The organism is Pseudomonas sp. WMBT8 (genome assembly GCF_050916005.1).
Classification (GTDB): domain Bacteria; phylum Pseudomonadota; class Gammaproteobacteria; order Pseudomonadales; family Pseudomonadaceae; genus Aquipseudomonas.
Genome location: NZ_CP188096.1, coordinates 3,967,660 through 3,980,750, shown reverse-complemented (window position 1 = coordinate 3,980,750; position 13,091 = coordinate 3,967,660). Strand labels below are relative to the sequence as shown.

Here is a 13,091-nt window from a genome sequence, read left to right as displayed (position 1 = left end):
ATTGGGTCTGTAGCTCAGTTGGTTAGAGCGCACCCCTGATAAGGGTGAGGTCGGCAGTTCGAATCTGCCCAGACCCACCAATTTTGTGTGGGAAACGCCTGTAGAAATACGGGGCCATAGCTCAGCTGGGAGAGCGCCTGCCTTGCACGCAGGAGGTCAACGGTTCGATCCCGTTTGGCTCCACCACTACTGCTTCTGTTTGTATAAAGCTTAGAAATGAGCATTCCATCATTGTGATGGTGAATGTTGATTTCTAGTCTTTGACTAGTTCGTTCTTTAAAAATTTGGGTATGTGATAGAAGATAGACTGAACGTTACTTTCACTGGTAACGGATCAGGCTAAGGTAAAATTTGTGAGTTACTCAAATTGAGTATTATCGAATTTTCGGCGAATGTCGTCTTCACAGTATAACCAGATTGCTTGGGGTTATATGGTCAAGTGAAGAAGCGCATACGGTGGATGCCTTGGCAGTCAGAGGCGATGAAAGACGTGGTAGCCTGCGAAAAGCTTCGGGGAGTCGGCAAACAGACTTTGATCCGGAGATGTCTGAATGGGGGAACCCAGCCATCATAAGATGGTTATCTTAAGCTGAATACATAGGCTTAAGAGGCGAACCAGGGGAACTGAAACATCTAAGTACCCTGAGGAAAAGAAATCAACCGAGATTCCCTTAGTAGTGGCGAGCGAACGGGGACTAGCCCTTAAGTGGCTTTGAGATTAGCGGAACGCTCTGGAAAGTGCGGCCATAGTGGGTGATAGCCCTGTACGCGAAAATCTCTTAGTCATGAAATCGAGTAGGACGGAGCACGAGAAACTTTGTCTGAATATGGGGGGACCATCCTCCAAGGCTAAATACTACTGACTGACCGATAGTGAACTAGTACCGTGAGGGAAAGGCGAAAAGAACCCCGGAGAGGGGAGTGAAATAGATCCTGAAACCGTATGCGTACAAGCAGTGGGAGCCCACTTTGTTGGGTGACTGCGTACCTTTTGTATAATGGGTCAGCGACTTATTTTCAGTGGCGAGCTTAACCGAATAGGGGAGGCGTAGCGAAAGCGAGTCTTAATAGGGCGTCTAGTCGCTGGGAATAGACCCGAAACCGGGCGATCTATCCATGGGCAGGTTGAAGGTTGGGTAACACTAACTGGAGGACCGAACCGACTACCGTTGAAAAGTTAGCGGATGACCTGTGGATCGGAGTGAAAGGCTAATCAAGCTCGGAGATAGCTGGTTCTCCTCGAAAGCTATTTAGGTAGCGCCTCATGTATCACTGTAGGGGGTAGAGCACTGTTTCGGCTAGGGGGTCATCCCGACTTACCAAACCGATGCAAACTCCGAATACCTACAAGTGCCGAGCATGGGAGACACACGGCGGGTGCTAACGTCCGTCGTGAAAAGGGAAACAACCCAGACCGTCAGCTAAGGTCCCAAAGTTATGGTTAAGTGGGAAACGATGTGGGAAGGCTTAGACAGCTAGGAGGTTGGCTTAGAAGCAGCCACCCTTTAAAGAAAGCGTAATAGCTCACTAGTCGAGTCGGCCTGCGCGGAAGATGTAACGGGGCTCAAACCATACACCGAAGCTACGGGTATCACCCTCGGGTGATGCGGTAGAGGAGCGTTCTGTAAGCCTGTGAAGGTGAGTTGAGAAGCTTGCTGGAGGTATCAGAAGTGCGAATGCTGACATGAGTAACGACAATGGGTGTGAAAAACACCCACGCCGAAAGACCAAGGTTTCCTGCGCAACGTTAATCGACGCAGGGTTAGTCGGTCCCTAAGGCGAGGCTGAAAAGCGTAGTCGATGGAAAACAGGTTAATATTCCTGTACTTCTGGTTATTGCGATGGAGGGACGGAGAAGGCTAGGCCAGCTTGGCGTTGGTTGTCCAAGTTTAAGGTGGTAGGCTGGAATCTTAGGTAAATCCGGGATTCTAAGGCCGAGAGCTGATGACGAGTTACCCTTTGGGTGACGAAGTGGTTGATGCCATGCTTCCAAGAAAAGCTTCTAAGCTTCAGGTAACCAGGAACCGTACCCCAAACCGACACAGGTGGTTGGGTAGAGAATACCAAGGCGCTTGAGAGAACTCGGGTGAAGGAACTAGGCAAAATGGCACCGTAACTTCGGGAGAAGGTGCGCCGGTGAGGGTGAAGGACTTGCTCCGTAAGCTCATGCCGGTCGAAGATACCAGGCCGCTGCGACTGTTTATTAAAAACACAGCACTCTGCAAACACGAAAGTGGACGTATAGGGTGTGACGCCTGCCCGGTGCCGGAAGGTTAATTGATGGGGTTAGCTAACGCGAAGCTCTTGATCGAAGCCCCGGTAAACGGCGGCCGTAACTATAACGGTCCTAAGGTAGCGAAATTCCTTGTCGGGTAAGTTCCGACCTGCACGAATGGCGTAACGATGGCGGCGCTGTCTCCACCCGAGACTCAGTGAAATTGAAATCGCTGTGAAGATGCAGTGTATCCGCGGCTAGACGGAAAGACCCCGTGAACCTTTACTATAGCTTTGCACTGGACTTTGAATTTGCTTGTGTAGGATAGGTGGGAGGCTTTGAAGCGTGGACGCCAGTTCGCGTGGAGCCAACCTTGAAATACCACCCTGGCAACTTTGAGGTTCTAACTCAGGTCCGTTATCCGGATCGAGGACAGTGTATGGTGGGTAGTTTGACTGGGGCGGTCTCCTCCTAAAGAGTAACGGAGGAGTACGAAGGTGCGCTCAGACCGGTCGGAAATCGGTCGTAGAGTATAAAGGCAAAAGCGCGCTTGACTGCGAGACAGACACGTCGAGCAGGTACGAAAGTAGGTCTTAGTGATCCGGTGGTTCTGTATGGAAGGGCCATCGCTCAACGGATAAAAGGTACTCCGGGGATAACAGGCTGATACCGCCCAAGAGTTCATATCGACGGCGGTGTTTGGCACCTCGATGTCGGCTCATCACATCCTGGGGCTGAAGCCGGTCCCAAGGGTATGGCTGTTCGCCATTTAAAGTGGTACGCGAGCTGGGTTTAGAACGTCGTGAGACAGTTCGGTCCCTATCTGCCGTGGACGTTTGAGATTTGAGAGGGGCTGCTCCTAGTACGAGAGGACCGGAGTGGACGAACCTCTGGTGTTCCGGTTGTCACGCCAGTGGCATTGCCGGGTAGCTATGTTCGGAATAGATAACCGCTGAAAGCATCTAAGCGGGAAACTAGCCTCAAGATGAGATCTCACTGGAACCTTGAGTTCCCTGAAGGGCCGTCGAAGACTACGACGTTGATAGGTTGGGTGTGTAAGCGCTGTGAGGCGTTGAGCTAACCAATACTAATTGCCCGTGAGGCTTGACCATATAACACCCAAGCAATTTGTTTCTCGAAAGAGCATCAGATTGCGGTGTGTGAAGACGAAATGAACCGAAAGTTCGAATCTCACAAAACACCGAAAGCTGTCACATACCCAATTTGCTGAAGCGAGGCACTTGCCGCGACTCAGTACCCGAATTTCTTGACGACCATAGAGCATTGGAACCACCTGATCCCATCCCGAACTCAGCAGTGAAACGATGCATCGCCGATGGTAGTGTGGGGTTTCCCCATGTGAGAGTAGGTCATCGTCAAGATTAAATTCCAAAACCCCAATTGCGAAAGCAGTTGGGGTTTTGTTTTGGGCGGTCGAAAAGGCGCGCGCAAAGACTAGCCCGCAGCTTCGCTGCTATCCACCCCCCAACCACCCTTCGGTCAATTCAATACAAAGTGTTTCGGTATTTTTGGTAAGGTGCAGCAGCTTTTTCAGGGACGGCCTTTCAACCGCAGGATGCGGCATCACCCTTATTCAACGAGATGCTGTAGAAATGCCCGAAGCCATACCGATCAAAGACCACGAAAAAGAGCACCGCCTGGTCAACAAGCGCCTGTTGGCCTGCGCAATACTGGTGCTTGGCATCACCTGCGCCCTGGTCGCCCGCATGTATTTCCTGCAAGTGGTGGAGTTCGACTATCACTCCACCATCTCCGAAAACAACCGTGTCCACGTCCTGCCCATCACCCCGACCCGCGGCCTGATCTATGACCGTAACGGTGTGGTTCTGGCCGATAACCGTCCCAGTTACAACCTGACCATCACCCGCGAACGGGCTACCGACCTGAAAGGGGAGCTGGACTCGATCATCGCTCTGCTGCACCTGCCCCCCGAAGACCGCGCCGTATTCGACAAGGCCCTGAAGCAAGCCCGCCACCCGTTCGTGCCCGTGACGTTGTTCTATGAGTTGACTGAAGAACAGATCGCCATATTGGCCGTCAACGAATTCCGCCTGCCAGGCGTGGATGTCGAGCCGCAGTTCGTGCGGCACTACCCGCTGGGTGCACACTTTGCGCATTCCATTGGTTACGTGGGGCGCATCAACGAGAAAGAGTCCAAGGAGCTGGATTCGGTCGAATACCGTGGCACGCAATCGATTGGTAAAACCGGCATCGAGCGCTTCTATGAGTCGCAGTTGCACGGCCATGTGGGTTATGAAGAGGTCGAGACCAATGCCCAGGGTCGGGTCTTGCGGGTGCTCAAGCATACCGATCCGGTTCCCGGCAAAAATATCGTCCTGAGCCTGGATATCAAGCTCCAGGAAGCCGCCGAAGAAGCCCTGGGCGATCGTCGCGGGTCAGTAGTAGCCCTCGACCCGCAAACCGGCGAAGTCCTGGCGATGGTCAGCAAACCCAGCTTTGACCCCAACTCGTTCGTCACCGGCATTAGTTTCAAGGAATATGCCGCGCTCCATGACTCCCTCGACCGGCCCTTGTTCAACCGCGTGTTGCGCGGGCTGTATGCGCCAGGCTCGACGATCAAGCCGGAAGTGGCCATCGCCGGTCTCGACAGTGGCGTGGTCACCGCGCAAACCCGGGTCTTCGACCCCGGCTACTACCAACTGCCGGACTTTGATCACAAGTACCGCAACTGGAACCACAGCGGTGATGGCTGGGTAGATATGGACGCCGCCATCATGCGTTCCAACGACACCTACTTCTACGACCTGGCCCACAAGCTGGGGATCGATCGCCTGCACGACTACATGGCCGAATTCGGTCTTGGCCAGAAAGTCTCCCTGGACATGTTCGAAGAGTCGGCCGGCCTGATGCCATCCCAGGCCTGGAAGCGTGCCACCCGGCGCCAGCCCTGGTTCCCGGGCGAAACCGTGATCCTCGGCATCGGCCAAGGCTATATGCAGGTCACCCCGTTGCAATTGGCCCAGGCCACCGCGCTGATCGCCAACAAGGGCGTGTGGAATCGTCCGCACCTGGCCAAGACCATCGACGGTGTGCCACCCGTGGACGAGAACCCGATGCCCAATGTCGTGCTCAAGAACCCCCGCGACTGGGATCAGGTCAACCACGGCATGCAAATGGTGATGCACGACCCGCGCGGGATTGCCCGGGCGTCGGCCGCCGGTGCGCAGTATCGGATCGCGGGCAAGAGTGGCACCGCGCAGGTGGTGGCAATCAAGCAGGGCGAGCGCTACAACCGCCTGAAGACTCGCGAGCGCAACCGCGACAACGCATTGTTCGTCGGCTTCGCCCCGGCTGAACACCCCAGGATCGTGATTTCAGTGATGATTGAAAACGGCGAGGCGGGCGGCCGGGTGGCAGGCCCGGTGGTGCGCCAGATCATGGATGCCTGGTTGCTCGATCAGCAAGGCCACCTGAAACCGCAGTACGCCACGCCGGCCAAGACATCGGGCGACCCTCGTGTCTAGCGCCAGTATCGTCAAGCCGTCTTGAGCGAGGTTCCACTGGGTAGATAAGCGATTGCATTTAGCCACAGCCTGCGCAGATAATGAGATGAATTATCATTAACGTGCTTGGCTGCCCGCGTGTCTACTCCTACCGATCCCAAGGTCCTTCTGGCAACGCTTTATGACGACAACCATCGCTGGTTGCGCGCCTGGTTGTATCGTCAGCTCAAGTGCCCGCAAGATGCCGCGGACCTGACACAGGACACGTTTATCCGCATTCTGGATGCGCGCCAGCTCCATCAACTCGATGAGCCCCGCGCGTTTCTCAGCACCGTGGCGCGCCGCTTGTTGTTCAGCTTCTGGCGACGCAAACGGTTGGAGCAGACCTACCTCGACAGCCTGGCGCAGTTGCCGCACGCCTACACCCCTTCGGAAGAAGACCTGGCCCTGGTGCGCGAAGCGCTGGAAAGCATCGATCGCCTGCTCAATGGCCTACCGCCGCGTGTCCGGCAGATCTTTATGCTCAATCGCCTCGAGGGCTTGTCGCAGCCCGTCATCGCCCAGCAGTTGAGCGTGTCGCTGGCCACGGTAGAGCGTGATCTGCGCCGGGCTTTCCTGCATTGCCTGGCCGAGTCGGCGGACCTGACATGAGCCACCCCAAGGTGGACGCCACCACCCGCGCCGCCGTGGATTGGTTGCTACGCCTGGAGGCCGGGGCTGACGACCCCGCGCTGCGTCAAGCCTTCGAAGCCTGGCTGCGGGCCAACCCCCAGCACACCGTCGCCTGGCAGCGTGTGGGCAGTTTGCTGCAGCAGCCGATTGCTGATTTGCAGCGCGTCGAGGCCCGTAGCCCCGGCCAATTGCGCGCCGTTACCCAGGCCCTGGCGACGCCGGATTCCGAAGCGCGGCGCAAGGTACTGCGCGGTGGCCTGGCCCTGATGTTGTTCGGTGTCAGCGGTGCGGCGATCTTTGACCGCGCCCAACCGCTCAATGGCCTGTGGGCCGACCGCCACACCGCCACCGGTGAGCGCAAGACTTTCGCTTTGGCCGATGGCAGCCGCCTGAGCCTCAATGCCCGCAGTTCGGTGGACATCCACTTCAGTGACAGCCGTCGCCTGGTGCGCCTGCGTGAGGGCCAAGTGTTCGTGGACGTCGCCGCCGACCCGCGCCGGCCGTTTGTGATCGCCACCGACCAGGGCGAAGTCCAGGCCCTGGGCACGCAATTTATGGTGCGCCAGGAGGCCACCGGCAGCCTGACCTCGGTGCAGCTGCACAGCGTCCAGGTCACCACGCTCGGCGGCAGCCAGCGCCGTGTAGAGGCGGGGGAGGCGGCGTGGTTCAGCGATGTCGATGTGCGCCCGGTACCGCTCTCGGTACGCAGCCGCGCGGACTGGCGTGACGGCCGCGTGGATATCCGCGATGAGCCCCTGGGCCTGTTGATCGACGCCCTGCGGCCGTATCGCCGGGGCGTGTTGCGGGTCAGTGAGCAAGCCGCAAAAGTACGCGTCTATGGCGTGTACCCACTGGATGATCCGGCGCAAACCCTGGAGTCGCTGGCCCAGACCTTCCCCCTGCGCATCAGTCACTACGGCCCCTGGTTGACCCTGATAGACGTGCGTTGAGCCGACAATGGGAATTATTTTCACTGAGCGTGAGGGGGTCGCCGATCTCGCGAGTCAAGGTTAGGGAACGCCAACCTGACAATGAGCATCCTCACCCTATGGCACCCTTGATGATCCGTCCCTGCCTGTTGACCCTGGCCGTAACCCTGGCGGTGGTCGGCCACCCCGTGGCCGCCCTGGCCGATACGGCCGCCAGCACCCAGCAATATTTCAATCTGCCCGCTGCAGACCTCGGCGATAGCCTGAGCCGGCTGTCGCGGGAAAGCGGGCGCACGCTGTCGGTCAGCCCGGCCTTGCTGCAAGGCCGCCGCGCGCCGGCGCTGCAGGGCCAATACAGCCCTGAACAGGCCGCGCAACACTTGCTGGCCGGCAGCGGCCTGGGCCTGACCGTCACCGACAATGGCACCTGGAGCCTGTACCTGCTGCCCGAAGGCGGCGCCTTGAACCTTGGCGCCACCACCGTCACCGGCCTGGTAGCAGAAAATGCCTGGGGCCCGGTGGATGGCTATGTGGCCACCCGCAGCGCCACGGCCACCAAGACCGATACACCGATCCTGGAAATCCCGCAGACCGTCAACGTGGTCACCGCCGACCAGGTCAAGGTCCAGGGCGCACGCAACCTGACCCAGTCCTTGCGCTACACCCCAGGCGTCGATACCAACGGCTATACCGATCGCAACACCATCGCCGACGAGCTGACCAGCCGTGGCTTCGCGCCCACCTTGTTGTATCTCGATGGCGCCTATCTGCCTTACGCCGGCAGCCTCGGTGGCGCGCCACAGATCGATCCCTACACCCTGGAACGCATTGAAGTGCTCAAGGGCCCGGCCTCAGTGCTGTTCGGGCAGAACCAGCCGGGCGGCATGATCAACCTGGTGTCCAAGCGGCCCACCACTGAGGCCCGGCACCAGGTCAAGTTTGGCCTGGGCAGTTACGACCGGGTCAATGGCGCCCTGGATTTCAGCGGCCCCCTCGATGAGGCAAAAACCTTGAGCTACCGCCTGATCGGCCTGGTCCGCGACGGTAACGAGATGGTCGACCATGCCACCGACAGCCGCACCTTGCTGGCCCCCAGCCTGACCTGGGCGCCCACGGATGACACTGCCCTGACGATCTATGCGCAGATCCAGCGTGACAAATCCCTGGCCGACTACCAGGCGTTGCCGGCCATTGGCACCCTGTACCGCAACTCCAAGGGCCAGCACATCGACCGCGACACCTTCCTCGGCGACTCCGACTGGAACAACTACATTCGCGATCAGTACGTGCTGGGCTATGACTTCTCCCATGCCTTCAACGACAACCTGGAATATCGCCAGACCGCACGGTTTACCGACGTCAACGACCGCTACAAAGGTTTCTACCTGAACCGCTTCGTCGAACTGCCCGATGGCAGCACCGACGACACCCGCGCCAGCCGCACCAAGCTCGACTGGCGCCAACACAACAGCGCCTACACCCTCGATAACAACCTGCAGGCCAAGTTCGCCACCGGTGCCCTGGAACACACCTTGCTGGTGGGCTTCGATCACCGCGAGTTCACCCGTAAATATCAGGGCTACAACCTCTCCGGCGCAGAAATCATCGACCTCTACAAACCGTCCAACTACCACACCTTTGGCCAGCCGCAACTGACCACCAAGTGGAACAACACGGTCAAGCAGACCGGTCTGTATGCCCAGGACCAGATCAAGTTCGACCGTTTCATCCTCACCATGGGCCTGCGTGAAGACTGGGCCGAAGTGATCAATCGCGACCTGCTGGACCACAGCACGGTGTCGCAGAAAGACAAGCAACTCACGCGTCGCGTCGGCCTGACTTACCTCACCGACTTTGGCCTGGCGCCCTACGTCAGTTATGCCGAGTCGTTTCTGCCCAGCGTCGGCCGGCTGGCCCCGGAGCGTGGCGGCGGCGCCTATAAACCGGTGGAAGGCGAGCAGTATGAGGCGGGCCTCAAATACCAGCCCAACGACCAGTCGCTGCTGACCTTGTCGGTGTTCCAGATCAAACAGAAAAACGTCCTGACCGGCGATCTGGTCTATCGCGAATACCAGTTGCAGGAAGGCGAAGTGCGCTCGCGGGGCGTGGAATTTGAAGGCAAGGCCCGGTTTGGCCAGGTGGAGTTGATCAGTGCGCTGTCGTACCTGGACGTGATCTATACCAAGAGCAACTACGGCGAAGAGGGTAACCGCAGCGAGGCGCAGGCGCCTTGGAGCGCCAGTACCTGGGTCGACTACCACTTTGCCGGCGATACCCTGGCCGGCCTGACCGTAGGCGGTGGTGCGCGGTATACCGGGAAGAAGTACGGCGACTCGGCCAACACCTTCAAGACCCCGTCGTTCGTGGTCTTTGACGCCACCGTCAGCTACGACCTGAGCCGCGTCAGCCCCACATTCAAGGGCGCCGAAGCCAGCCTCAACGTGCAGAACCTGTTTGACCGCGAGTACGTCTCGTCCTGCAACTACTCCTTTGGTTGCTATTACGGCCAGGAGCGCACTGCGTCCCTGGCCGTGTCCTACGATTGGTGAGCTACTTGATCACCACCGGGTTCACCGGCGCGCCGCTGCCACCGACAATCTTCAACGGCGCGGCGGTGTAGAGGAACTTCCACTGGCCGTCGTCGGCACAATCGGCGGCCAGATCCTCCAGCAGCACGATCTCGGTAAAGGCGATGCCGAGGTTGCGCATCAGCGCGCAATGCAACGGAATCTGCACCCCCGACACCGGGTCGGTGATCACTTCGTTAGCGATGGTATCGGTCACCAGGTTGGGGATTTCCATGGCGTGGAACCACTCCACCAGTTCCCGGCTGTAGGTCAGGCCGGGCTCCACCAGGTCCTTGAAAAACTCGGTCTTGCCATACTCGTAGAAGGCGCCCATGGAGCCGGTACGGATGATCAGGATGTCGCGCTTTTCGATGGTCACCCCCTGGGCCTTGGCGGCGGCCAGCAAGTCCAGGTGGTTGAAGGTTTCGCCACGGCCCAGGTATTTCTTGCCGCGATGGCGGGCCATGTCGATCAGCACCGCGCGCCCGACCACGCCGCGCTCGGCAATCGCCAGCACACTGGCCTTGGCCATGCCGCCGACGGTGCTCATGGCGTCGTAGCCGTTCCACAGTTGATTGTCGTACCAGGCATGCCCGAGGGCGTCGTACTGGGTCGAGCCTTGCAGCTGCATGAAGATCACATCGTCGCAATACGCCGCGCCGCCGGTCATTTCGGGTTGCTTGCCGAAGTGGTAGTGGCTGTGATCCAGGGTGTTGAAGCGCATCGACGGGTTGCGCGCCGGCCACATCGGGTCGCCGCCCGGATGGCCGATCTGCACTTGCAGGGTGAAGGTCTTGCCCTGGCGCACCGCGGCCACGCCGCGCAGCACTTCGGTTTCGGTCAGGTAATTGAGGGCGCCGACTTCATCGTCCGGTCCCCATTTACCCCAGTTCTTTGGCAGGCCTTCGAGTAGCTGCTTGGTGCTCGGTTCGTTCTTGTTATGTAAGTCGCACATATCGACTCCGATCCCTTTGGTCGTTGAGTTACACGCAGCGCCCACCGTCGACTTCAAGGCAGGTGCCGGTGATAAAGGCCGCTTCGTCCGAGGCCAGGTACAGGCAGGCATTGGCCACGTCTTGCGGGGTGGAAAAACGTCCCAGGGGGATGGTTGCCATGAACTTCTGACGGTTTTGCGGGGTGTCCGGCACGCCCATGAACTCACTGAGCAACGCGGTTGCGCCGACCACCGGGTTCACGCAATTGACGCGGATATTGTCCGGCCCCAGCTCCGCCGCCATGGTCTTGCTCATGACCACCACCGCGCCCTTGCTGCCGTTATACCAGACCAGTCCCGGGCGTGGGCGGATCGCGGCGGTCGAGGCAATATTGACGAACACGCCGGCGCCCTGGCCGCGAAAGTGCGGCACAAAATGCCTGGCGCTGAGGTAGATGCTTTTGACGTTGACCGCAAACACCCGGTCGAACTCGGCCTCGTCCACCTCCAGCATTGGCCGGTTGCGGTGGGTGGTGCCGGCGTTGTTGATGACGATATCCAGCCCGCCGAATTGCTCCAGGGTCGCGCGCAGCAGCGCGCCCACGCTTTCGTCGTTGGCCACATTGACCTCGACGAAATGGGCATGGCCGCCGGTGGCGGCGATCTCATTGACCACCCGCTGGCCGCCGGTGGCGTTCATGTCGGCGACGATAACCCGCGCACCCTGTTGGGCGAAGGTCTTGGCGATCCCTTCACCAAAGCCGGAACCGGCACCAGTGACGATGGCAACTTTGTTTGCTAGACGCATGGAGTGTGCTCCTTTCTTGTTGTTGTAATGGCTTAGCCGTGTTTGATCGCGATGGTCTTCAAGGTGGTAAAGCCCAGCAGGGCCTCGAAGCCTTTTTCCCGGCCATAACCGCTGGCCTTGACGCCGCCGAAGGGCAGTTCAACCCCGCCGCCGGCCCCGTAGTTATTGATAAATACCTGGCCACAGCGCAGCTTGCGCGCCAGGCGCATTTGCCGTGCGCCGTCGCGGGTCCATACGCCGGCGACCAGGCCGAACTCGGTGCCATTGGCCAGGCGGATCGCCTCGGCTTCGTCGTCGAAAGGCATCACGGCCAACACCGGGCCGAAGACTTCCTCCCGGGCCAGGCGGCTGTCGGGCGGCACGTCGCGAAACAGCACCGCTTCCTGGAAGTAACCACCACTGCCGGCCTCGGCCACCACCTGGCCGCGCGCGGCCACCGTGATGCCGGCCTGTTCGGCCTCGCGCACGAACTCACGTACCTGGCGTTGCTGCTTCTGGTTGATCAGTGGGCCCATGTCCAGGTCCAGCGCCGAAGGCCCGGTGCGCAGTTCGCGAAAACGCTGGCTGAGTTGCTCCACCAGCGCTTCATAAATGCTGCGCTCCACCAGCAGCCGGCTGCCCGCCGAACAGGTCTGCCCGCAGTTCTGCACAATGGCGTTGACCAGCACCGGCAAGGCTTGCTCCAGGTCGGCATCGGCGAATACCAGCTGCGGTGATTTCCCGCCCAGTTCCAGGGTCACCGGGCAGTGCCGTTCAGCGGCGGCCTTGGACACCGCCGTGCCGGTCAGGGTGGAACCGGTAAACGAGATGTGATCGATACCCGGGTGGCTGCACAACGCCGCGCCAGCCTCGTAGCCATAGCCGGTCACCACATTGATCGCACCGGCCGGGAAGCCCACTTCGGCGGCAATCTGCGCCAGGCGCAGCAACGACAGGCTGGCATCCTCGGCCGGCTTGACCACACAGGCATTGCCCGCCGCCAGGGAGGCGCCGACGCTGCGGCCGAAGATCTGCATCGGGTAGTTCCACGGGATGATATGCCCGGTTACCCCATGGGGCTCGCGCACCGTCAGCACCGTGTAGCCGTTCTGATAAGGCAGGGTCTCGCCGTGCAACTTGTCGGCCGCGCCAGCGTAGTACTCGAAATAACGGGCGAGGGCGGTGGCATCGGCCCGCGCGACTTTCAGCGCCTTGCCAGTGTCCCGCGCCTCGATCTGCGCCAGTTCTTCGTGATGCTCCAGCACCGCCGCGCCAAGCCTGGCCAGCAGGCGGCTGCGCTCCAGGGCCGACAACGTGCCCCACGGGCCATCGAAGGTTTCGCCTACGGCCAGGCGCGCGGCGCGGACGGCGGCGTCCACATCGGCAGCGGTGCCCCGGGCGATGCTGGAGTAGGTTTCGCCGCTGCTGGGATCGATCACCGGGATGTCTTCCAGGGACGTCGAGGCTTGCCATTGGTTGGCGATGTAATGTGCGTTGATCAT

7 protein-coding genes, 2 tRNA genes and 2 rRNA genes are annotated in these 13,091 nt (G+C 59.6%); 8 read left to right on the top strand and 3 right to left on the bottom strand.

Annotated features, from left to right (window positions below; all coding sequences use genetic code 11):
• The first annotated feature begins 3 nt into the window (after positions 1-3).
• The 8 genes from ACO77H_RS17895 to ACO77H_RS17860 all read left to right on the top strand — a co-directional run bounded on the left by ACO77H_RS17895 (position 4) and on the right by ACO77H_RS17860 (position 9,850).
• Positions 4-80: transfer RNA gene (locus ACO77H_RS17895), tRNA-Ile, on the top strand.
• 30 nt (positions 81-110) lie between these two features.
• Positions 111-186, top strand: a tRNA-Ala gene (locus ACO77H_RS17890).
• Between the two features lie 247 nt (positions 187-433).
• Positions 434-3,327 (top strand): 23S ribosomal RNA (locus ACO77H_RS17885).
• Between the two features lie 154 nt (positions 3,328-3,481).
• Positions 3,482-3,597: ribosomal RNA gene (gene rrf / locus ACO77H_RS17880) — 5S ribosomal RNA — on the top strand.
• 231 nt (positions 3,598-3,828) lie between these two features.
• Complete coding sequence (gene mrdA / locus ACO77H_RS17875; RefSeq protein ID WP_169957315.1) at positions 3,829-5,721, top strand: penicillin-binding protein 2; 1,893 nt, start codon at positions 3,829-3,831, stop codon at positions 5,719-5,721.
• A gap of 117 nt (positions 5,722-5,838) precedes the next feature.
• Positions 5,839-6,351, top strand: coding sequence for a sigma-70 family RNA polymerase sigma factor (locus ACO77H_RS17870; protein WP_057439140.1), 513 nt, complete (start codon positions 5,839-5,841; stop codon positions 6,349-6,351).
• Positions 6,348-7,322 (top strand): FecR family protein, encoded by a 975-nt coding sequence (locus tag ACO77H_RS17865; RefSeq protein WP_172314992.1) that lies wholly within the window; start codon positions 6,348-6,350, stop codon positions 7,320-7,322. Before ACO77H_RS17870 ends, ACO77H_RS17865 begins: the two co-directional genes overlap by 4 nt.
• Positions 7,323-7,432: 110 nt before the next feature.
• Complete coding sequence (locus ACO77H_RS17860; protein WP_432754386.1) at positions 7,433-9,850, top strand: TonB-dependent siderophore receptor; 2,418 nt, start codon at positions 7,433-7,435, stop codon at positions 9,848-9,850.
• A gap of 1 nt (position 9,851) precedes the next feature.
• On the opposite strand, the gene ACO77H_RS17855 is transcribed toward ACO77H_RS17860, so the two are convergent.
• Genes ACO77H_RS17855 through ACO77H_RS17845 form a run of 3 tightly spaced genes read right to left on the bottom strand, consistent with a single transcriptional unit; the run spans position 9,852 to position 13,091 of the window.
• On the bottom strand, positions 9,852-10,823 hold the full coding sequence (locus tag ACO77H_RS17855) for a cyclase family protein (RefSeq protein WP_169957320.1): 972 nt from the start codon (positions 10,821-10,823) through the stop codon (positions 9,852-9,854).
• A 28-nt stretch (positions 10,824-10,851) separates the two neighbouring features.
• Positions 10,852-11,610 carry an SDR family oxidoreductase gene (locus tag ACO77H_RS17850; RefSeq protein ID WP_169957322.1) on the bottom strand — a complete coding sequence of 253 codons (759 nt, stop codon included), beginning with the start codon at positions 11,608-11,610 and terminating at the stop codon, positions 10,852-10,854.
• Positions 11,611-11,642: 32 nt separating this feature from the next.
• Positions 11,643-13,091 (bottom strand): aldehyde dehydrogenase family protein, encoded by a 1,449-nt coding sequence (locus ACO77H_RS17845; protein WP_169957323.1) that lies wholly within the window; start codon positions 13,089-13,091, stop codon positions 11,643-11,645.